At 32.9% G+C, this 22697-nt stretch carries 16 protein-coding genes; 7 read left to right on the top strand and 9 right to left on the bottom strand.

What is annotated here, in order from left to right; translation table 11 throughout:
- Positions 1 to 76: 76 nt before the first annotated feature.
- From Z053_RS0113315 to Z053_RS0113290, 6 genes are all read right to left on the bottom strand, one after another.
- Positions 77 to 463 carry an HU family DNA-binding protein gene (locus Z053_RS0113315; protein ID WP_025665505.1) on the bottom strand — a complete coding sequence of 129 codons (387 nt, stop codon included), beginning with the start codon at positions 461 to 463 and terminating at the stop codon, positions 77 to 79.
- A gap of 361 nt (positions 464 to 824) precedes the next feature.
- Positions 825 to 1415, bottom strand: coding sequence for a YdeI/OmpD-associated family protein (locus tag Z053_RS0113310; RefSeq protein WP_025665504.1), 591 nt, complete (start codon positions 1413 to 1415; stop codon positions 825 to 827).
- A gap of 127 nt (positions 1416 to 1542) precedes the next feature.
- Positions 1543 to 2088 carry an MOSC domain-containing protein gene (locus tag Z053_RS0113305; RefSeq protein ID WP_025665503.1) on the bottom strand — a complete coding sequence of 182 codons (546 nt, stop codon included), beginning with the start codon at positions 2086 to 2088 and terminating at the stop codon, positions 1543 to 1545.
- A gap of 24 nt (positions 2089 to 2112) precedes the next feature.
- Complete coding sequence (locus Z053_RS0113300; RefSeq protein WP_152538305.1) at positions 2113 to 2508, bottom strand: hypothetical protein; 396 nt, start codon at positions 2506 to 2508, stop codon at positions 2113 to 2115.
- A gap of 328 nt (positions 2509 to 2836) precedes the next feature.
- Positions 2837 to 4969 carry a glycoside hydrolase family 97 protein gene (locus tag Z053_RS0113295; RefSeq protein ID WP_025665501.1) on the bottom strand — a complete coding sequence of 711 codons (2133 nt, stop codon included), beginning with the start codon at positions 4967 to 4969 and terminating at the stop codon, positions 2837 to 2839.
- 27 nt (positions 4970 to 4996) lie between these two features.
- Positions 4997 to 7396, bottom strand: a complete 2400-nt coding sequence (locus Z053_RS0113290; protein WP_025665500.1) for a glycoside hydrolase family 31 protein — start codon at positions 7394 to 7396, stop codon at positions 4997 to 4999.
- Between the two features lie 315 nt (positions 7397 to 7711).
- Between Z053_RS0113290 and Z053_RS0113285 the strand changes: the two genes are divergently transcribed.
- From Z053_RS0113285 to Z053_RS0113265, 5 genes are all read left to right on the top strand, one after another.
- Positions 7712 to 8317 (top strand): hypothetical protein, encoded by a 606-nt coding sequence (locus tag Z053_RS0113285; RefSeq protein ID WP_025665499.1) that lies wholly within the window; start codon positions 7712 to 7714, stop codon positions 8315 to 8317.
- A 266-nt stretch (positions 8318 to 8583) separates the two neighbouring features.
- A complete protein-coding gene (locus Z053_RS28480) occupies positions 8584 to 11421 on the top strand; it encodes an esterase-like activity of phytase family protein (protein ID WP_160170091.1) in 2838 nt (945 codons plus the stop codon).
- 276 nt (positions 11422 to 11697) lie between these two features.
- Positions 11698 to 13236 carry a cadherin domain-containing protein gene (locus Z053_RS0113275; RefSeq protein WP_025665497.1) on the top strand — a complete coding sequence of 513 codons (1539 nt, stop codon included), beginning with the start codon at positions 11698 to 11700 and terminating at the stop codon, positions 13234 to 13236.
- A 238-nt stretch (positions 13237 to 13474) separates the two neighbouring features.
- Positions 13475 to 15889, top strand: a complete 2415-nt coding sequence (locus tag Z053_RS0113270) for a TonB-dependent receptor (RefSeq protein ID WP_025665496.1) — start codon at positions 13475 to 13477, stop codon at positions 15887 to 15889.
- A 14-nt stretch (positions 15890 to 15903) separates the two neighbouring features.
- Positions 15904 to 16746 carry a DUF4249 domain-containing protein gene (locus Z053_RS0113265; protein WP_025665495.1) on the top strand — a complete coding sequence of 281 codons (843 nt, stop codon included), beginning with the start codon at positions 15904 to 15906 and terminating at the stop codon, positions 16744 to 16746.
- 60 nt (positions 16747 to 16806) lie between these two features.
- Here Z053_RS0113265 and Z053_RS0113260 read toward each other — a convergent pair whose 3' ends face one another.
- Both Z053_RS0113260 and Z053_RS0113255 read right to left on the bottom strand, forming a co-directional pair.
- On the bottom strand, positions 16807 to 17304 hold the full coding sequence (locus tag Z053_RS0113260; protein WP_025665494.1) for a hypothetical protein: 498 nt from the start codon (positions 17302 to 17304) through the stop codon (positions 16807 to 16809).
- Positions 17305 to 17307: 3 nt separating this feature from the next.
- Positions 17308 to 18069, bottom strand: a complete 762-nt coding sequence (locus Z053_RS0113255) for an MBL fold metallo-hydrolase (protein ID WP_025665493.1) — start codon at positions 18067 to 18069, stop codon at positions 17308 to 17310.
- A 167-nt stretch (positions 18070 to 18236) separates the two neighbouring features.
- On the opposite strand from Z053_RS0113255, the gene Z053_RS0113250 reads away from it, so the two are divergent.
- Complete coding sequence (locus Z053_RS0113250) at positions 18237 to 19685, top strand: TonB-dependent receptor (RefSeq protein WP_025665492.1); 1449 nt, start codon at positions 18237 to 18239, stop codon at positions 19683 to 19685.
- A 98-nt stretch (positions 19686 to 19783) separates the two neighbouring features.
- On the opposite strand, the gene bcp is transcribed toward Z053_RS0113250, so the two are convergent.
- On the bottom strand, positions 19784 to 20233 hold the full coding sequence (bcp, locus tag Z053_RS0113245; RefSeq protein WP_025665491.1) for a thioredoxin-dependent thiol peroxidase: 450 nt from the start codon (positions 20231 to 20233) through the stop codon (positions 19784 to 19786).
- Between the two features lie 273 nt (positions 20234 to 20506).
- On the opposite strand from bcp, the gene Z053_RS0113240 reads away from it, so the two are divergent.
- Positions 20507 to 22666 carry a tetratricopeptide repeat protein gene (locus Z053_RS0113240; RefSeq protein WP_025665490.1) on the top strand — a complete coding sequence of 720 codons (2160 nt, stop codon included), beginning with the start codon at positions 20507 to 20509 and terminating at the stop codon, positions 22664 to 22666.
- Positions 22667 to 22697 lie beyond the last annotated feature (31 nt).

Raw genomic sequence — 22697 nt, 5'->3', positions numbered from 1 at the left:
TTTTTGGGCAAAAAAATACTCCCCGGCACCATAAGCGCTAGAGAGTACTTTTAATGTGTAGCCTTAAACTACATGCTTACTCACTCTTCTTTTTAAATCGAAGTGTCTTAAGCATGTTGCTTAATTCTATACTTGGGCGATACCGAATTTTTGTTCGTTTGATTAATGATGGGGTTACCTCTTCTGGGGTATCCACCCCTTCACTATTAACACCCAAACTAAAACTACCCAACTTACCCAAACGTACGGTACACCCCTGGCTAAGTTCGTTCTGAATGGTTGTCACTAATCTAACGATGACTGCATATACATCTGCCCGGGTAACTGTTGATCCGTCACTTACCAATTGTGATAACTGATCAATATCGGTTACTCCCCTACTTACGACCAAAGCATAGTGCTTTGGGATAGCCGTAGCATCCCTTGGATCCTTTCTGGCTATCGATTTAAAATGTACTGACATATTCTATCATATTTAAAGATTCATATGACCAGTAATAGGTCAAGTTTCATTCCAAAAACAAGGAATTATACTATAAATGCATCAAAAAAACACATAGAACATTGATTAGCAACAACATAATACAGGTACCAAAATAGCAGTAAAACAATACAGCATATTGACAAAATGCCAAGAAATTAACATTTTTGTTAAAAATATCATATTAAAAATTAAATGTAAATCATAAATACGTATTAAAATAGCTGTATTTATGCAGATAACTATTTTTAAGATAGATTATCGTTGGTACACATACTGAAAAGAGGTAGTTGTCTTACATTTTTATAAGCTGCAATGGTTTTGCAAAAGAATAGTATTAATTTTATCGGTACTTATCATTTAGCCCTATACCATCGAGTATCATTGGGTTTATTTTCTCTAATCTTGATATACGAGTAGCTTCTCGTTTTGCTGTAGCAATATATTCTGAATATTCTCTTTGTTTGAAAGGAGTTAGTTGTTCAAAAGATTTTTTTAAATTATCATTAGCGTTCAGTGCAGTTAATAATTCAGAAGGAATCTCGATTGTTTTTGACCTTTCTGGTTTGATTTCCTTACCATCTTTTTGGTTTCTAATCGCCTCTGTTACATACTGAAGTATCAATTTTTTGTCTATATCATCTGTAGAATTAAATCTCCATTGTCGTAAACCTTTAGTTTTTCCTTCTTGAGCATTCAATAACTTCTTTGCCTTATCTTCTAAAAATACACCTTGATAAAACCAAATCCCTACATAGGATTTAAATGCTCCTATTCCTATTACATTTTTATCATTAACTGTATAAACGGGTACTCCCCATTTTATCGTTTCTTTCATTTCGGTGGTGAGCATTATTGACCTTAAGATTTCCAGAGCTTCTTTCCACTCCTCATTCTTTGAAATAAATTCTTCGACTGATTTATTTTTTTGCATAGCTCGAGATATTAAATTTATACGTTTCAGAACACTACCAAATCATAGCTATAACTTGTTGTGCATTTAGGAAGATTATTACAAAAAATATCTAAATGCACAACAAGTAGATATAGTATCCTTTTTCTTATACTCTTTCTAGTGCAAGATATGGTTTCTCTGGTAATACAATTTCTATTTCTTCACCAACAGATATTTCTCCGCCCTCTACCACTACTCCCATAACACCGGCTTTTCTTATTAAATTTCCATTCTCATCATGGTCCAAAACAGCTTTCATTAATCCCTCTTTTATCGAATTTAATTGATTACAAGGATTTCTTAAACCGGTTATTTTAATTTTCACTTTTTGACCAAGTTTCAAAATAGTATACCTCGGAAGACTTAACAGGTCTATCCCAACAGTAGTAATATTCTCTCCGATTTCTCCATTCTTAATATGAAATCCTTTCTCCTTTAATTCTTCGAATAGCTCAGAATGAATTAAATGCACCTGCCTTAAATTGGGTTGAGTTGGATCTTTTAATACTCTGGACCTATGTTTTACCGTTTTCCCCATATGGGCATCTCCTTCAACCCCGAGTCCTTTAATAAGCATTATACGCTCGCAACTAAATTTACTAAAAGTGTGAGATTGACTTTTGCTTACACCGATTATTTTTGGTTTCTTCATTTAGTATATAATATACCAATATTCTTATTTTCTTTTCAAGGTAGAAAAAGCTAAAACATCCTCTCCATCTATAATATAATAACTAAAACTAATATGGTTTTCATCCACTTTGGTTATGATGACGGTTCCTTCTTTTATACAGGTATTAGTGTTTTCTAAAATTAATTCATTAAAAACAGCACGATTATATGAATACTCTACCAATTCCCATTGCCCAGAACATTCTAAACTTGGATATTGTATCTCGAATGATTGTTGGTAGACATCAATTTCTAAACTTATAGACCAGGTATTATTTTCTTCTAAATCCAATTGACACCCTACGCCTTCCCACTGGCCATCAAGCCATACTATATCATCGGTTTTACATCCAACTAAAATTAAGGTAATAAAAAAGAACAGTATACTCTTGATTTTCATATTTTTTTGCATTAAAAACCTTAGAGTTTTGATGCAAATCCAAAGAAATACCAATCGCAATTTATAACACTAAATTACCCGTATTTGTTTTCTTTTAATTCTTAATCGACTAAAGGTTTTAAGACATACAAGATCTATATTTTTAGATTCTTTTGCAAAGAAATATTTGCGTTTTTAGTTTCTGTAGCGTTTCAATCACAGAGAGACAGATTACCATTTACAGCACAGACCAAAATATAACACACATAGAATAAACAACTTATACTTATTTTCGTTTGATATATTATTCTCCTCATTTCTATCATAAATAATTATTTTCTATACTATGTTATTGCTTTAACATGATGCTAATAGCAACCCCTCCGCCCTCAACGAGGTTAATCTTTTTTGTCATTCCTTTTTCTATTTCAATATGTTCAATATCTATTGCCTTAGGATTGTTTTTATAATGTGCATCATCTGCATCTTTATAAAGTATGCCGTGATATGTTTTTCCTTCTTCTAGAAAATCAAAATTGATAGTTATCTCTCTTTTATTTTCGTCTGTTATACTTCCCACAAACCAATTTCCTGTATTTCTTTCTTCTCGTGCAATGGTAACATAATCTCCAATTTCTCCATTCAAAACAATAGTTTGTTCCCAGTTTACACCTACATCTTTTATAAATTGAAATGCAGGTTGATTTTCATAATTTTCGGGTAAATCACAAGCCATTTGGATTGGGCTATAGACGACAACATATAAGGCTAGTTGTTGAGCAAGTGTAGTATTAATTTGGTTATTTTCTTTGGTTGGCAATGAGATATCAAACACTCCGGGAGTAAAATCAATTGGGCCTGCCAACATTCTTGTAAAAGCAACTATCGGCAGGTGCTCTGGTGGGTTTCCTCCATCGGCAGCCCAGGCATTAAATTCTTGTCCTCTTAGTCCTTCTCTGGCGATCGCATTAGGGTATGTACGTCGAATACCAGTAGCTTTAATCGGTTCGTGAGCGTTTATTGCTACTTTATATTTTGCTCCTGTCTCCAAAACCTTTCGATAATGATTTACCATCCATTGTCCATGATGATATTCGCCTTTTGGAATTATTTTCCCAACATAGCCCGTTTTCACAGAATGAATTCCTAATTGACTCATCATATGAAATGCTGTATCCAATTGTTTTTCATATGTCCGAGGCGCTCCAGAGGTTTCATGATGCATAATAATCTCTACCCCTTTTTCTTTTCCATATTGAGCTAATGCTTTAAGATCATAATCGGGATAGGGTGTTATGAAATCAAAGACCCCTTCTCTATCCTCAAAACCAATCCAACGCTCCCATCCTGTATTCCATCCTTCAACCAAAACACCTTTTATTCCATTTTTTGCAGCAAAATCAATATATCTTTTAGCATTCTTTGTGGTCGCGCCATGACGCCCATGTGCTTTCCCATTGTCAATCCATTTTCCATCCTCACTCAAAGTCATTCCATAATCCCAAGAGGATTTATCAATATGCATTTCCCACCAAATACCGACATATTTCTTGGGTTCAAACCAACTAACATCACCAATTTTATTGGGTTCATTTAAATTGACAATCAATTTAGAATCTATCAATTCGGTTGCTTTATCTGCTATTTGAATAGTTCGCCATGGTGTTTTAACCATTTTTTTAGACAAGTTTCTTTTCACTTTATAACCTAATCTATCAGAACCGACAAGTTCGCTCGTTAATTTAAAAGTATCATTATCAATCTTTAGTGTCATCCCGGCATAATCTGTAAGATTAGCTTCATGGAAACTTAAATATATTCCATCAGATGTACGCATAGTCACAGGGGTATTTACTGCATTTTCAGGAATAGCGGTCTGGGCTAAGTTATTATGATCTTTTAAGGCTAATGCATTGATTTCAGAAACTTTAGTGGTGTTATATAAATGCTCATAAGTATCCCAATCTCCCGGAATCCACCATGTAGTATGATCTCCAGTTAATTGAAATTCTGTATTTTCATCCATTACAATTAGACTATCAACACCTTGTTGTGGTAAAAATTCATAACGAAACCCAATACCATCATCATATGCTTTAAAATGTATATTAAATTTTCGATTTGGAGCTGCTATTTCTTCTAATTCTATGATTAATTCGTTGTAATGATTTCTAACCTTCCTTTGTTCTCCCCATTGCATTTCCCAAGTTTCATCTACACTATTGGATCTTGTATCAATAATCTGTAAACCGTTTTTTAAAGATGGTTGGTTTTTAAAATCAAATCCCATAGAAGAGCTGTCAATTACAATTTGATTTTTATGTTTTACCAAATACTGGGGAGTCCCATCTTGAGATAAATAAAACTCTATAGTATTTGATTTTTTTGGAGAAGACAAACTTGTAACAATTAACTGTTCTTGTTTACAAGATATTATGAGAACAAGAGTTATAAATAATAATATGGTTTTTGTTTTAGTCATTTGTCAGTTTTTGATTTTTTCTATCTTTTAAAAAATTACATCAATACTTTTAGCTTTAGCAGAATTCCAATCGAAATCAATATTTAATGTTCCATGTTCTTCATCCCAATCAAACAAAGGAGAAGCACCACTTATTGTTACGGATTTTGGAGAAGCATGAATATTATGAATAATCAAAGTCACTTTTCTGTCGATTGATGTGTAATTAGCTCCTTTTTCTGATGTTAATGCTATTGATAGCTCTTTATCGCTTAGTGTGCTATCAAATCTTAATATTTCGTATTTTCCTTTTTCAAAAGCATTTGGTGTTTTACCATCGTCATCATACAACTTACCAGAACTATTTTTTATAGTAGTATCATGATAGTAATGTAGCATTATATTTTTGGTCGAATACATTTTGGTTGTTTGTACTGGCTGCACCATAGGAATAAATGCTCCTGCTTTTACAAATACAGGAATGTGATCTTCTACTATTTCAACCGTTTTAAACGTTCCTCCCTCAAATTTCTGTCCCGTAAAGAAATCAAACCAATTAGTTCCTTTTGGAAACGGAATATCCATAGATGCAATACCTGGTTGTATTACGGGTGATACCAGAAAATCATCACCCCACATGTAGGTAAAACTTATTTCGGATAATTCTTTATCATCTGTATTTTCAAAAAATAAAGGGCGCATCAATGGTATACCAGTTTGATTATTATCAAAAGCAATGGTATAATTATAAGGTAGTAGACTATACCTAAGTTCGATACTTTTCTTAGCTAAAGTTTTTGTTTTTGTATCATGAAAAACGGGTTCTGGAGCAATATGCTCCTGAGCGTGGGGCCTAAATATAGGTTGAAAAACTCCATATTGTAACCAGCGGGTATATAACTCTGGATCAAATGTCTCTCCGCCAGCAAATCCTCCCAAATCAGAATGCATATAGCCTAATCCCTGCATCCCCATCTGTAATGCTATTTCGGTTTGGGATTGCAAACCACCCCAACTTCTGCTTACATCACCCGACCATGGGATCATTCCAAATCGTTGCGATCCAGAATATCCCGCTCGCATCAATATAAATGGGCGTTGCTCTGGGAAGTCTTTTTGATATCCTTCTTGTACCAATCGTGCCCAATCATGACCATAAATATTATGAACTTCATCTGCACTTCCTGTAGCATGTTGCAAATCAGACGGGTGTACTTCGGGCTCACCCAAATCACCCCACCAACCTGCTACTTCATACTCTCGGGTATATTTGGCATAAATATCCCAAAACCATTCTTTTCCTCTAGGATTGTAAATATCTATAATTCCGGTATTTCCAAAATAAAAATCGTACTTAAATGGATTTCCTTGCATATCTTTTCCTAAGACTCCTCTCTTTACAGCTTCTTCCCACTTTTTTGAAGTCGTTAGTACAAAAGGTTCTGTAATCAATATTGTTTTGATTCCCTGATCTTTAAAATCATTGATCATCTGTTTTGGATTTGGAAACGAGTCTTTCAAAAACTCAAAATTTCCCATATGTCCTTTGATCTCTTTTCCAAACCAATAAATATCCAAAATTACTGCATCTAATGGGATACTATCTGCTTTAAACCTGGCTACGGTTTCTTTGGTTTCTTTTTCAGAATGATATCCAAAACGGCTGGCAAAATTTCCAAATGCCCAACGAGGAGGCAGCGGTTGTTTTCCTGTGAGGTTGGTATATTGATCTATCAAGTCTTCCCAATCATCTCCTGCAACCACCTGGTATGTTTTTCTTCCACTAATGGTTTCATATTGTAACGTATTATCTTTTTTACTATCGATATCCAAAAATCCAATCGGAGCATTATCAAAATGAACGGCATATATCTTAGAAGAAAGCACCAAGGGCATTGTAAAGTTCATTAATTCAGAATAATTTTCATATCCATAATGTGCTCTATTGTATAACTGAAGCTTTTTACCTCTGCGATTCATTCCCACCACTCGAGAACCAGCTCCGTAAATCACTTCGCTTTTATCGAGGTTAAAATCTAAAATTTCTGTAGAGTCTGTCTTTATATATCCCTTCTTTTCAGAAATCAACTTTTTTCCTTTATACGTATATGAAATATGAAAAGGCTCTTTGGTAATATGTACATCAATACCCCTGGTATCTATAGTCAATACATTATCATCGTCCCTTATTTGCACTTTTGTAGTAATAGGGTCTAAGATTACGGCATGAGACTGTGAATCAAATGTCTCTCCTGTTGGTATAAATGAGGTTTCTATAATTTTATCAGAATAGGGTTTAATTATATATTTTCCGTTATCCTTAAAAACCTCGATATGGGTATCTTTATTTTTAAAGCCTTGATATGGTCCTTCATATTTCTTTTTACAAGAAATTGTCGTGAGTATAAGGGCTCCAAATACTAGAAAAAAGGTAAACTTAGAATTCATATTCAATATGTATTTTTATCAATAGATAGTACTCAAATATAACGGAATCCCTATAGAATAAAGGTATAACAGCACCTATACCAGAAGAATTATTGATTTTTTAGTAAAACTCGATTTACACAATAAGAATCACAAAAAATCACTACAACGTTTTCGTAAGAATTTCTGGTACAAACCAGACCTCTAAATGTGTCCATCATAGAGTGCTACACGTGGGGTAACAAAATTTATTTAAAGTTGATATAAGGATAGAAATGTAAAAAGGAGAAACCGAAAATCCTAAAAAAAGAGTAGGAAAATCAAATACGCATTATTATGAAAATTAAAACCTTTAAAAATGTAAATTACTCAATTCTAATCTTGTTTATTGTAGCGTTCATTCTCGCATCGTGTGAGAAAGAAGAGATTGTATCTTCAGAAAAAGAAAATACAATCCTTAAAAATTTAGATAGCAAAAATCTGAAACGAGAAACTATCGGGGTTTCTACATGTGCATCTTTTGACAGATCTTGTGATGATGACCTGGTTCTGGATGTAAATGAATGTAATTTTATTTCAGGATCAGGAAGAGATATGCCTCATCAATATATCATTGAAGATCTACTCAATAATTGCCGTACCGAAGAGCTTCCTTCTAACTGTAACTGGTGGAAAGGAAATATAACACAAACCCGTATCATAAAATTATTTTTAAACAATTGCTGTTATTCTGCCACTATTTTTAATAACAGATTAGACGGTTGGAGAGATTTGGCTATAGCCAACAAGCCAAACTCTTCATATCTGGTCACTAATTATGAGCGATTACCTGGTGGAATTATGCATAATTCACCTTTTGGGCCCTACGAAATTAGAATTAGAGTTACATATCGTAAGAAAATATGTAGTTTGACTGGGCTACCAGATGTTATTAGACAATAAGTATCAACATATAGAACAGGCCATTTACTAGCGTAGGTGGCCTTGTTTACTTCTATAAAGCTCTTAACTTATTAATAAAACTAGCATGTTTTTATACAGTGCTTTATGGATAAAGGGCACACAAAATTAATGAATAGATATAATCATTTATTTAAGAATCATAAACAATCAGGTAATATACACGGTGTAATTTTAAGGTGTCATTAACCAAGCTAATCTTAAATGTACAATACACTATGAAACGTCATTACCAAATCATTTCTAAAATGAAACATCATATACTTTTGGGTATATTATGTATGGGACTATTTACATTACAAGCCCAAAAATTGACTTCAAAAGATGAATCTTTAGAGAAATCTAAATTCGATCTTCCTACCGATAACCATTTTAATAGAAAAACATACCTAAAAGGAACTGGCAAGTCCTTCATTAACTTTGGAGATATTTTGATATCCAGAGCAGTTTTACCAGCTGCTAGTTTCTCCAATGGGCCCACCTCAGGACAGTACATCAACCAGGGATTAATCAATCAACAGCCAGTTCCTTTTTATAATAAACAGCCTATACAAGGATTTTCTGCAATTTTAAATAATTACGATAGAACTTTCACAGTATTATCTGATAATGGTTTTGGAAGTATCGAGAACTCATCAGATTATAACCTTCGTCTTTATAGGATTAGACCAAATTTTAAGAGTATTATTGGTTGGGGTAATGGATCTATTGATATACTAAGTTATATCGAATTGCGAGACCCTAATGGTTTGATTCCTTTTGCCATTACAAATCATTTTAGTGATTCGAGAATTCTTACCGGAGCAGATTTTGATATAGAATCTATACAAAGAACTTCTAATGGAGAGTATTGGATTGGTGATGAATTCGGACCTTTTCTATTACATTTTGATAAAAATGGTGTTTTATTAGATCCTCCAATCTCATTACCTGATTTTGATACTCCGGGAAAAGAACTTCGCGCACCACAAAATCCATATAGTGAAGAATATAGTGCCTTGCGAATAATGAACGCTATGCGATCACATGCAAAGGCGTATGGAAGCAAACCTCCTGTAATGTCTCCATGGTATGTGATGCTTGATGATCAAAACACCAATACAGTGGTAGGAAGTAGAAAAACTCCTCCTTCTACCCTTGCCAATGCATCGAGCGAATTATTTAATGTCTCTTCTTTAAATCGTGCAGGTCATCAAGTCGTTGTATATACAGTAAATGATCTTGAAAACATAAACCTACTTTTGGATCTTGGTGTACAGGGAATTATCTCTGATCGTCCTGATGTATTATTACAAGCTCTTCAAAACTTTGATAATAATAAAGATGGTCAACCCGATTTTATGACTTCTGAAGGATTGATCGATATCAATTTATTTGATGCGCAAGGTCATAGAGGTGCGCGAAACTTACGCCCAGAGAATACATTACCCGCTATAGAAGCTGCATTAGATTTCCTGATGCCAACCATAGAAACTGATTGCGGTATTACTCTCGATGGTATTCCTGTGTTAGATCATGATCCACATATCGAAGCTGCAAAAACACGTAAAGCAGATGGTACTCCTTATGAGTATAAAGATGAAGTTCTGGTTAAAGATCTTTCTTTACATCAAATTCAAAATACATTCATTGCCGATAAAATCTTAAAAGGAAGGCCTTCTCAAACCAATGATCTGTCTTTATCACCTGTTGCTGTCGCTTTTGCAAGCCAAAACAAGTTTATAGATCCATATATTATGCCTTCTTTACAACAGGTATTCGATTTTGTAAATTTTTATGTTTCATATTACCAAAACGGACCTGGGGCTTCAGATCCCGAGGCAAAGAAACGTTGGAAGAATGCATCCAAGGTTCGTTTTAATATTGAAACCAAAATTAATCCAAGAACAGATGTCGATGATCGTGGAGATATCTTTGCTAACAGAACAGTAGATCCAAAAACTTTTACAACAGCAATAGCCGATGTAATTGTTGCAAATAATCTTACCGATCGGGCAGATATTCAAAGTTTTGATTTCAGAACACTTCTTATTGCTCATAAACAATATCCAGAGATAAGAACTGTATGTTTATTTGGTGACTTTCCCAAAGTTGGTAATGTGGGAGATGGAACTAATTTACAAGATCAAAACGGGCAAAATACACCATGGTTAGCAGGGCTATATTGGCCATATAGAAATACAAAATTAGACACTCCTTTTCGGGTAAAAAGTAGTGGTGGTTTTGAAGGGATGGCACTAAGTACTAATAAAAAGACGCTATTACCTTTATTAGAAAAACCTCTTGAAGGCTCTGAAAACAATAATTTGTTGATTCACGAATTTGATTTAGAAAGTAAATCATATACTGGTAAAAAATTTGAATATCCTCTTGATAAAAAAGCCCGAGCAATAGGTGATTTTATTATGTTTAGCTCAAAAAGAGGATTAATCATAGAGCGAGATAATTCTCAGGGAGATATACATGGTTATAAGGCAATCTATGAGGTTGAATTAGATAAAAACGAAACATTGATAGAAAAACGACTAAATGTTGATCTTCTTAAAATCAATGATATTCGTAGAATATCTGAGCCTGGACTAGAGGGCGATATAGGAATAGGAAAAGATTTTGCATTTCCATTTGTGACCATAGAAAGTGTAGTAGTATTTAATCCTTTTTTAATCGGGGTCCTCAATGATAACAACTACCCTTTTAGTGTAGGTCGCCATATAGGCATGGGACTCCCCGATGATAACGAGTTTATCCTTTTATGGTTAGATCAACCATTAGGAAAACAATGGGATGAGATAAAACCCGACAAAAAAAATATAGCTACCAATACCATAAAAGTATATCCAAATACATTTAGAAACGAGGTTACTTTTTTTAATATGCTAAAAAAAGAAAATACTGTATCTATTGATATTTATGATGTACATGGTAACCTTGTTAGAAAACTAGTCGATCAACAACAAAATGATAAAGGTTTTACATATACCTGGAATGGTACATCAAAAAATGGGTATGAGGTTTCTAAAGGGCTCTATATTGCAGTAATCGAGGTTAATGGTGAGTTTATCAAAAAGAAACTCTTAAAAAAATAATATCGCATAACTAACTTCACTTCACTTAATAAACCAACTAAACAGAAAAACCACCTATACAGGTGGTTTTTTTATAGAATAATAGCTGTAATTTATTCTCTTATCTACATAATGAACACCTTTAGATATACAGTTATGTACAAAACATAGTAGTTAGAACACCCTTTATTATCACTGAAAACTGGGTAGTATATATGATTACAATTATAAATATTTGCACTCAAATTGTAATACTATTTGGAATTCGAACCATACCCCTATTAAAAAAGTAAGCTCATGAAAAATGTAAAAGTATTTGCTACCCTAATTTTAGCTATCATTAGTATTGCATGTACTAGTGATGGCGATACTCCTGTCATAGAAACTATTATTACTGTAAAGGATTTTGAAACTACCATAGACGAGAACCCAACCACCGCACAAGAATTAGGAACTATTGATGTAACCACCAACAAAGGTACATTAACCTATGCTTTTAAAAGTGAAGAGCCTGCCAATGCTTTTGCAATAGATTCAAAAACCGGAAAACTCACTGTAAAAGAGAACTTTCTGTTTGATTATGAAACCAGAGTAATACTTACAGCAATAGTGTTGGTAAAAAATGGAGATCTAACTAAAGAAGCGAAGGTAACCATACATCTAAACGATATAGAGGATTCGAACATTACTATAAAAGATTTTGAAACTACTATAGACGAAAACCCAACCGCAGGACAAGAACTAGGAACTATTGAAGCCACAACAGATCAGGGAGAATTAACCTATAGTTTAAAAAACGAAACTCCTGAAGGTGCTTTTGCCATAGATACCAAAACAGGAAAACTTACTGTAAAAGATGCTACCTTGTTTGATTATGAAACCAGAACAACGCTCGCTACAACAGTAGTGGTAAATAACAAAGAAATTGGTAAAGAAGCTAAGGTTCTCATCAACTTAAATGATATAGAAGATGCTACTATTATCGTAAAAGATTTTCAAACTACTATAGACGAAAATCCAACTGCTGGACAAGAACTTGGTACAATCGAAGCTACAACAGATCAAGGAGAATTAACCTATAGTTTAAAAAATGAAACTCCGGAAGGTGCTTTTAATATAGATCCAAAAACAGGAAAACTCACCGTTAAAGAAGCTACTTTATTTAATTATGAAACTAGAAAAACACTCACTGCAATTGCAGTAGTAAATAATAAAGAAGCTGTGATAACAGTAACATTAAACAACGTTATAGAAAATGAAATTATTACATTTACAGATCCTAACTTTAAACAAGCATTATTAGAACATACTGACCCTGTAATAGATACTAATGGTAATGGAGAAATTTCTATAGAAGAAGCTCAAATAGTTGAAAAAATAAATGTAAATCTTAAAAATATTTCAGATCTTTCTGAAATAGAATACTTTACTTCCCTAACCCGTTTAGAATGCTCGCTCCTAAACCTTAGTAATGGTAGATTTAGACATCTTAATGTAAGTAAAAATACTGCTCTAGAATATCTAGATTGTAGTGGTAATGTACTAACCTCCTTAGATTTAAGTAAAAACACTGCCTTGACTACTTTAATGTGTAGTGGTAATTCCCTAACAACATTAGATATTAGTAAAAATACCAACCTCACCAGGCTGGAAGTTCATGTCAATAAATTTACTTCAATAAACCTAAAGAATGGAAATAACAATGCTCTAACAGAAGTAACTTTACAAAACAACCCCTCTCTTACCTGTATTGAAGTAGATGATCCCAGCGCTTCATACCTAACGAATTGGCAAAAAGATGCAGCTGCCAGTTATTCTAGTGATTGTACTCCATAAAAATGGTAATAAAATAATTGAATACAATTCCCTCTTGCACTACTGTAATGAGGGTTTTTTCTGCTCAATAATTTCGGTAAAAACAAGGCTTTAACGGTTTATATGTAAAGTAAAAATTAAATATTTAATTGTTCATGCAACCCTTTATTTTCTCAATTGTCTATGAGATACAAAATCATTACAACTACAATTATTTTTAAAAAAATCAGTCAAATCAAAAGTTATAAACAAAACCAATATGCATCGACATTTTAAATTTAGAAATCTAAAAAAAAGGACGCAGCAATTAATACTATGCTGCCTAACTATATTTTTTGTCAGTACCAATGCAATAGCACAAGAGAGCTATACGATAAGTGGTACGATTAAGGATAACAATAATGGGGAGACACTTTTTGGTGCTTCTGTTTTTTTGAAAGGCACTTCTATTGGTGTGATCACCAATGAGTATGGTTTTTATTCTATTACCGCCCCAAAAGGAAACTATACCCTTGTTGCCTCCTATGTAGGATATGCAGATATTAATAAAGAAGTAATACTCGACAAAAATCAAAAAATAGATTTTGATGTTATTGAATCTTCTACACAATTAGATGAGGTAATCATTAAAAGCGAGGAAACAGAGCGTGTAAGTCTTAGAAAACCCGAAATGAGTGTATCTAAGCTAAACATCAAAACTGTAAAACAAATGCCAGTAGTATTAGGAGAAGTAGATATCATAAAATCTATTCAGATGCTACCAGGAGTGACTAAAAACGGTGAGGGCTCTAGTGGGTTTCATGTAAGAGGTGGTGCAGCAGATCAAAATTTGGTCTTACTTGATGAAGCAATAATTTATAATACTTCTCATTTATTAGGCTTCTTTTCTGTTTTCAATGCAGATGCTATTAAAGATATTAAGTTATACAAAGGTGGGATTCCTGCTCGTTTTGGTGGTAGAACTTCTTCTGTACTAGATGTTCGTCAAAAGGATGGAAATAATAAGAAGTTTAGCCTTACCGGAGGTATTGGTGTAATTTCTAGCCGACTAGCCGCCGAGGGTCCTCTATTTAGCGATAAAGGTTCTTTTTTGGTTGCAGGTAGAGGCTCTTATGTAAATCTTATATTAAAAGCGGCTGGTGAAAAAAACACTGCCGGTTTTTATGATCTAAACCTTAAAACTAATTATACGCTTAGTAAAAAGAATAAACTCTATCTCTCTGGGTATTTTGGTAGAGACACATTCAAATTTGGTGAGAATTTTGGCGTAGGTTATGGAAACTTATCAGGGAATCTAAGATGGAATCATATTTTTAACGATAAATTATTCTCCAACGCATCCTTCATATATAGTAAATATGATTACGACATAGATATTACGATGGAGGAATTCGAATGGATTTCGTCTATTAACAACTATAACCTAAAATATGATCTTAAATATTATGCCAGCAATAAGTTTAAATTAGATTTTGGAGTTAGCGGTATCTACTATGATTTTGATCCTGGACAAGTACAACCCACATCAGCAAGTTCTGCAGTAAATCCTTTATCTCTGGATCGAAAAAAAGCTTTTGAAAGTGGTATTTATGTAAATGCAGAACATAAACTTACCGATAAGCTAACTGTACAATATGGTGTTAGATATAGTGCTTTTAGTCGATTAGGCGGGCAGGCATTAAAAAATTATGCTAATGATCAACCGGTAGTATATAATAGTACATTAGGTTTTTATGAAAGAGGTATCGAAATTGGTGAAACCGATTATAAAAAAAGTGAAACGATTAAGAGTTATGGTAATTTCGAACCCAGAGCGTCCCTGGCATATCAGCTAAATGATGTTTCCTCTATTAAAATGGGGTATTCGAGAGCAGCACAATATATTCATTTATTGTCCAATACTACCTCTATAACGCCATTAGATGTATGGGCACCAAGTGGAAAATATATAAAACCGCAATTATCAGATCAATATGCACTAGGATATTTTAGAAACTTTAAAGATAAAATGTACTCCTTAGAAGTAGAAGCCTATTATAAAACCACTGATAACCGAATAGATTATATCGATGGATCTGATTTAATAGGAAACAATACTATTGAAACCGAAATATTAAATGGAGAATCCAGAGCATATGGATTAGAATTTTTGGCACGTAAAAATGAAGGGAAATTAACAGGGTGGATTTCTTATACCTTATCAAAATCAGAACAAAGAAGCCTTGGTAGTAATGCAGGAGGGCCAGGAATCAATAATGGAGATTGGTATAACACTGCATATGACAGAACACATGATATTTCGGTAACGGGAGCCTATAAACTAAATGATAAGTGGAGTTTTGGAGCAAATCTGGTTTTTCAGACCGGAAGACCTGTAACGTATCCTAATGGTCAATATGAATATGAAGGGTTGTCTGTAGCTAGTTATTCTGCTAGAAATTCTGATAGACTACCATCGTATCACAGACTTGATATCTCTGCAACATACAGACCTAATAGAAAACCAAACAGGAGATGGAAAGGAGAATGGATTTTTGGAATATACAATGTATATAATCAGAAAAATGCAGCTTCAATATCCTTTGGTCAGAATGTAGAGACAGGGGCAAACGAAGCTACAAGAACAGCAATTTTTGGTATAGTACCATCGGTAATCTATAACTTCAAATTTTAAAAAAATATAAACATATGAAAGCTTATTTTAAAATAATAATATTCCTTTTTACTATAATCTTTACTTCTTGTGAAGATGTAATAGACGTGGATGTGCAAACCGCTCCTGCCCGACTAACTATTGAAGCCTCATTAGATTGGGAAAAAGGTACAACAGGAAATAATCAAACCATAAAACTAAGTACATCTACTGCATACTTTGATACAACTTCTAATACAAGTGTTACTGGTGCTTCAGTTAAAGTTACTAATAATTCTAGCGGAGTCGAGTTTATTTTTACAGATCAAAATAATGGAGAATATACAACTACAGAATTTGTACCAGTACTTAATCAATCCTATACACTAGAGGTTATTTATAATGGTGAAAACTATTCAGCTACAGAAACCCTAATGCCTGTTGTTGATATTAAAGAAGTTAACCAATCTACCGAAAATGGTTTTGATGATGAAGTTTTAGAAGTAAATCTTATATTCGATGATCCCGTAGATGAAGACAACTATTATCTTTTCAGATTTAAAGAAGAAGGAGATCTTTTATCAGAATTTGAGGATCTTGATGATGAATTTGTAAACGGAAATGAAATTAACTGGTATTATGAAAAAGAAGAAGATACCAATACAAATACTCAAGAATTTACTTCTGGAGATATTGTAAATATTGACTTATATGGTATTTCTGAAGGATATTACAACTACATAAGGATACTTATCGAGCAATCTGAAGGTGTCGGCCTTTTTAGTGCAACTCCGGTAGCTTTAAAAGGAAATTGTATTAATCTGGATAATGCCGATAATTATGCTCACGGCTATTTTAGATTAACACAAGTATCACGAAGAACGTATACTTTTAATTAATGATAAATTTAATAAAGGCCAGATATATATTATCTGGCCTTTATTAAATTAGGTATTCTTCTAGTCTTTTGGGTACAAAAATGATTTTTCTACTTCAAAATCTATAACACCATCTTCTCTTACTTCATATAGTATAAAAAGCTCTCCCCAATAAACACCATCTGTAAAATCAGCTATAATCCATTTATGATTTAGTAATCTTACTTTATTAATACTCATATTACCCTCCATCCCAACAAACGGAATTATTGGGTTATCTTCTCCCGCTTTATTTTGCCCGATAATCTGATCACTTATCGTTAGCGCAAGCTTATTAGCATTATAGCCCATCTCTTCAAAATAATTTACTGCATCCTCATTACTTTCTAAAGTAAAATAGGTAATATCCATATTGGCACTAATCAGTGAATCAATGGTTGCTTCTTTTGTTGTTATTTTGGTCTTTAAGCTCTCTATTTTTGTATCATAGGATTCTTTTGCTTTTTTGGCATTCATGAATTGAAAAAGAATAAATAATGCTGCAAAAATGAATAGATATAAAAAGATCTTATTTTTCATATTCTAGATGGTTATTTTTAAATTATCGTAAGCTATATATACATTTTTTGGTAATAACTTCTCAACTTCGGCGTGAAAACCTAACATATGACTGATATGAGTGAGATATGCCTTTTCGGGTTGTATTTCTTTTATAAAATCAAGGGCTTCTTCTAAATTAAAATGCGAATGATGGGGTTCTATTCTTAATGCATTAACCACCAAAACCTTAACTCCTTTTAACTTTAATCTTTCCTCTTCTTCAACTGTTTTTACATCGGTTAGATATGCAAAATCTCTAAATCGAAATCCAAACACCTGTAAACGATTATGAAACGTATTTATAGGAATCACATCCAGATTGCCCAATTCAAAAGGTTGATTCGTAAGTTCATTTTCAATAACACTTGGGGCACCGGGATATTTGTTTTCCGAAGAAAAAATATACTCAAACCTAGTTCTTAGTGCTTGCAAAACTCTCTTATGCGCATAGATAGGGATATCACCTTGCCTGAAAAAAAATGGCCTTATATCATCTAATCCCATAGTATGATCTGCATGTTCATGAGTAAAGACTACCCCATCTATTCTGGATATCTTATTCGAGAGCATTTGCTGTCTAAAATCTGGTCCGCAATCCACAACGTATTGGTAATCATCCCAAGATACAAGTATAGAAACACGAAGTCGCTTATCTCTGGAGTCGTCACTTAAACAAACAGGATGGGTACTTCCTATAATCGGAATCCCCTGTGATGTGCCTGTACCAAGAAAAATTACTTCCATATTTTAATAAACTAAGGCAAATGTACTTATATTTTTTTGGTCAAAAATCACATATTTCCCTTAAATAATACTTAAAATCTTAGGGAATATAGAAATTTGCATTCAAACCTTTTTTAATACTCATTGTATTATTACCTTTACGGTAAACAAAAAAAGCCCTTTTTACTATGCCTATTAAGATAATGGGAGATAAAGAATTTGAATCTGTCCCTTCAATAAAGAGCAAAGCTTTGCGTATTAACCTGAACCAAAACATCTATGGTACTTTTGCCGAGATAGGTGCTGGTCAGGAGACTGTTCGAAACTTTTTTAGAGCAGGTGGAGCCTCTGGTACCATTGCAAAAGCAATGAGTGCATATGATAAAGATTTTAGTGATGCTATTTATGGTATTGAAAATGACAAACGTTATGTTACCGAAGCAAGATTAAAAAAAATGCTTAGACATGAGGTTGGTCTTATTGAAGAAAGAATTACTAGAGAAAAACACCCTAATAAGTTATTTTTTAGTTATGCAAATACTGTTGCAACAATTGATTTTGCTAAAAAATATAAAGGTCATGGTTGGGTAGGCATTCGATATCAGACAACACCAAATGAAGATTATAATGAAATTTTGCTTCATATTCGGTTTCATGAAAATGATGCCCGATTGCAGCAAATGACTTTAGGAATATTAGGTGTTAACCTTATTTACGGAGCATATTATAAATACGATAATCCCAAAAAATTACTCAGATATCTATATGATCACCTAGATAAGGATCAAATAGAAATTGACACGATTAACTTTTCTGGACCACGATTTACCAAAGTAGATAATCGACTAATGAGTCTACAATTGGTTAAAAATGGAATGACCGAAGCGGTAATGTTTGGTCCTGATGGGCATAATATTTTACCTGCTGCCATATTATATAAGAAAAATATATTAGCACTGCGCGGGAGTTTTAGACCCGTAACTAAGGTTAATATGGATATATACAAAAAGTCACTCAATATGTTCTTGAGTGAAAATAAAGTAAACGAAGATAAGACCGTAGTGATTTTTGAAGTAACACTGTCGAACTTAAGGGCCGAAGGTGAAATTGATGAAGAAGATTTTATGGCTAGAGCCAGATTACTTTGTTCTTTAGGACAAACCGTAATGATCTCTAATTTTAAAGAGTACTATAAAGTAGTTGAATATTTCTCTAATTATACCAAAGAACGTATGGCGCTTTCTATGGGAGTTAACAATTTGGTAGATATTTTTGATGAAAAATACTATAGACACCTTAGTGGAGGTATTCTGGAAGCTTTTGGTAAATTATTCTTTAAAGATTTAAAAGTATATCTATACCCATTAAAGAATCATAAAACAGGAGAGATAACCACTAGCGATACTCTTAAAGTACACCCAAGGATGAAAGAACTGTATAAGTTCTTTAAATACAATGGTAAATTACAGGATATTACAGATTATGATCCCTCTATTATGAATATTTTCTCAAGAGAAGTCCTACAAAAAATTCAAGAAGGAGAATCTGGATGGGAAGATCAGTTACCAGATCTTATACCAGAAATGATAAAAGCTAATAACTTTTTTGGATACAAATCCATAGAAGCGGTAAAATAAGTTACCTGTACCAAAACATATTAAAAAAGCAGTATAGTTATTTACTATACTGCTTTTTTAATTGTGAACTCATCTTTAGTTCTGTAATAACCACGCACTTATAAAATTTGAGCAGCGTGATCTTTAGTTTTCACCTTTGCAATAACTTCAGAAATTATTCCTTTTTCATCGATAACAAAAGTAGTACGATGAATACCATCATACTCTCTACCCATAAATTTCTTTGGTCCCCATACTCCAAAAGCTTCAATTACTGTTTTATCTTCATCTGCCAATAATGGGTAAGGTAATTCAAATTTATTTTTGAAATTTTGTTGCCGTTTGGCGCTATCAGCACTTACTCCAATAATTTCATACCCCTGGGCCAGAAAAGTTTGATAATGATCTCTTAGATTACAGGCTTCTGCTGTACAACCAGGAGTACTCGCTTTAGGATAGAAAAAAACAACTAGTTTTTTCCCTTGATAATCCCCCAAGGTAACTGTATTTCCATCCTGATCTAATGCCGAAAAATTAGGAGCCTTATCCCCTGCTTTTAATGTTGTCATTGTATATAAATTGAATCTAGTTTATAACATCTATGTAAGTAAATATCCTAGTTAATACTTAACAAATAATAAAGTTCAACCTCTCTATTACTTACTTTTGTAAAGTAAGGCAAGTTATAAAATTTCAAAAAAACAGAACCAAATTTTTCGTAATACTTCAGGATTAAATTTAATATTTAGATCTTCACTTTTATTACCTACCATAACCCTTTTGTTGCGTTCAGATATTTATGTATTCTTGCATATAAATAAATTAAGGTTATTTTAGATAATATGTCGTTGTCTGTGTTGCTAAATACTAATAAAAAAATACTCTTATCTGCTGTTTTTGTTTACATAAGTGTATGTAGCGCTCTTGCACAAAATCCGGTTAAAATAGATTCTCTATTACAACTACTTACTACTAAAATCACCGATAAAGAAAAAGTAGATATTTATAACAATATAGCTTTGCAATATTCTTCTACAGATTCTACTAAAACCATTGACTATGCAAATCGAGCGATTCATCTTTCTAAGCAATTAAATTATATTGAAGGTATTTCTAATGCTCACAATAGTATAAGTCAAGCTACGGTAAAATTAGCGCATTCGGATAAAGCATCTGATTTATTTCAAAAAATAAAATATGCAAAAGGCAAAGCCATAGCATCTAATGATTTAGCACTTACCTACAAAAAAAAGGGTGAGTATGCTATGGCACTAAAGCACTTCACAAAAGTTTTAAAAATAAGAGATTCTTTAGGAAACAAAAAAGATGTAGCTTTCTGTTATAGTAATATTGGACAAGTACATGTTAGATTGGGAAATTACACCGAAGCATTAGATTATAATTCTAAAGCTTTGGAGTTGTTTAAAGAATTGAATAATAAGAACGGTATCTTTTCTGGATACAACAATATAGGAATGATCAATGTGTATCAAAGTAATTATTCCTCTGCATTAGAATATTTTATAAAAGCTTCTAAAATTAATGATGAAATAGGCAGTAAAAAAAAAGCTATTGTTTCGCTTAGCAATATTGGATTTATTTATGAAACTTTAGGGGATTATGACTTAGCATTAGAATATTATTTTAAATGCTTAACGATTAGCAAAAGCACTAAAAATCAAGCAAGTATATCTGAGGATTATTTAAACATTGGAAATATTTATTTTGAACAAGAGGATGACACCAAAGCTTTAACGTATTCTTTTAAGTCTCTAAAAATTGCCAAAGAGCTCAACATTAAAGGTATCATGATATCTAACTACTGTCTAATTGGTGAAATATACCTTAATGAAAAAAATTATAAAGAAGCCCTGAAATACCTAAAAAATGGATTAGCATTAAGCCGGGAAATTGGAGAGCTGTCTTCATCTACTACCGTAATGAATACTTTAGGTGAAATTGAATTTGAATTAAAGAATTATCTGCAGGCCAAAGAATATCTCATCAAGAGCATTACTATTGGTCAGGAGATTGGTTTTCCTTCTGCTGTAAAAAGTGCTTCGTATGGCTTAGTAAAAATAGAGAAAGCATTAGGTAATCATAAAGCTGCTTTAGAATCTTATGAACGATATCATGCTATTTATGACTCAATCTTAGGTGAAGAAAAATCAAAACAATTATCGCAATTACAAGTACAATACGAAACCGAGAAAAAAGAACAGGAAATAAAGAGTTTAGCTCAACAAGCCTCTATCCAATCTTTAGAATTAAAACAAGCCAATTTTAATAAAACTATTTTCGGTATTGCAAGTGTAGTTTTATTACTTCTGGGGTTAGTATTGTATTTGGTAAATCGACAAAAAAGGTTAGCGTTACAACAAAGAGCACAGGATATAGAACAAAATCTATTGCGTGTACAGATGAATCCGCATTTTATTTTTAATGCCATGACTTCTATACAGGATTATATGAATCAGGGAGATGCCAAACAAGCCAGTATGTATCTCATAAAATTCTCGAAGCTCATTCGACAAGTGTTAGATAATTCAAGAAGTGAATTTATTAGCCTGGATCAGGAAATTAATATGCTCGATAATTATTTAAGCATTCAAAACCTAAAACGCGATCATCCCTTTACTTTTAAAATTGAAGTAGAAGACGGTTTAATTCCTGAAGAAATCGCCATCCCTCCTATGTTTGCACAACCTTTTGTAGAAAATGCTATAGAACATGGGGTTACTTCTTTAAAAGAAGGAGCAACTATTCATATTCATTTTTCGATAGAAGGAGATCATTTGGCATTAAAAATATTAGATAATGGATCTGGGATAGAAGAAGCTATAAAGGTAAAACGCAAAGATCATGTATCTCACGCTATAAAAATAACAGAAGAACGTATCGATCTTTATCGTAAGATGCGAAAGAAAAAAATTGCATTTGATATACAAAATCTTTCTCAAGGAACACAAGTAACGTTTAATTTACCATTTCAGCATGTATAAAGGCAATAATTGTATCTTGTATTTGAAAAGC

The organism is Aquimarina megaterium XH134 (assembly GCF_000520975.1).
GTDB lineage: Bacteria > Bacteroidota > Bacteroidia > Flavobacteriales > Flavobacteriaceae > Aquimarina > Aquimarina megaterium.
This window is presented reverse-complemented; position numbering and strand designations above follow the sequence as displayed.

Excerpts from the sequence above, each read along its gene's own strand:
- Z053_RS0113315 (WP_025665505.1), bottom strand. The coding sequence starts at position 463 with ATGTCAGTACATTTTAAATCGATAGCCAGAAAGGATCCAAGGGATGCT.
- Z053_RS0113310 (WP_025665504.1), bottom strand. The coding sequence starts at position 1,415 with ATGCAAAAAAATAAATCAGTCGAAGAATTTATTTCAAAGAATGAGGAG.
- Z053_RS0113305 (WP_025665503.1), bottom strand. The coding sequence starts at position 2,088 with ATGAAGAAACCAAAAATAATCGGTGTAAGCAAAAGTCAATCTCACACT.
- Z053_RS0113300 (WP_152538305.1), bottom strand. The coding sequence starts at position 2,508 with ATGAAAATCAAGAGTATACTGTTCTTTTTTATTACCTTAATTTTAGTT.
- Z053_RS0113295 (WP_025665501.1), bottom strand. The coding sequence starts at position 4,969 with ATGACTAAAACAAAAACCATATTATTATTTATAACTCTTGTTCTCATA.
- Z053_RS0113290 (WP_025665500.1), bottom strand. The coding sequence starts at position 7,396 with ATGAATTCTAAGTTTACCTTTTTTCTAGTATTTGGAGCCCTTATACTC.
- Z053_RS0113285 (WP_025665499.1), top strand. The coding sequence starts at position 7,712 with ATGAAAATTAAAACCTTTAAAAATGTAAATTACTCAATTCTAATCTTG.
- Z053_RS28480 (WP_160170091.1), top strand. The coding sequence starts at position 8,584 with ATGAAACATCATATACTTTTGGGTATATTATGTATGGGACTATTTACA.
- Z053_RS0113275 (WP_025665497.1), top strand. The coding sequence starts at position 11,698 with ATGAAAAATGTAAAAGTATTTGCTACCCTAATTTTAGCTATCATTAGT.
- Z053_RS0113270 (WP_025665496.1), top strand. The coding sequence starts at position 13,475 with ATGCATCGACATTTTAAATTTAGAAATCTAAAAAAAAGGACGCAGCAA.
- Z053_RS0113265 (WP_025665495.1), top strand. The coding sequence starts at position 15,904 with ATGAAAGCTTATTTTAAAATAATAATATTCCTTTTTACTATAATCTTT.
- Z053_RS0113260 (WP_025665494.1), bottom strand. The coding sequence starts at position 17,304 with ATGAAAAATAAGATCTTTTTATATCTATTCATTTTTGCAGCATTATTT.
- Z053_RS0113255 (WP_025665493.1), bottom strand. The coding sequence starts at position 18,069 with ATGGAAGTAATTTTTCTTGGTACAGGCACATCACAGGGGATTCCGATT.
- Z053_RS0113250 (WP_025665492.1), top strand. The coding sequence starts at position 18,237 with ATGCCTATTAAGATAATGGGAGATAAAGAATTTGAATCTGTCCCTTCA.
- bcp (WP_025665491.1), bottom strand. The coding sequence starts at position 20,233 with ATGACAACATTAAAAGCAGGGGATAAGGCTCCTAATTTTTCGGCATTA.
- Z053_RS0113240 (WP_025665490.1), top strand. The coding sequence starts at position 20,507 with ATGTCGTTGTCTGTGTTGCTAAATACTAATAAAAAAATACTCTTATCT.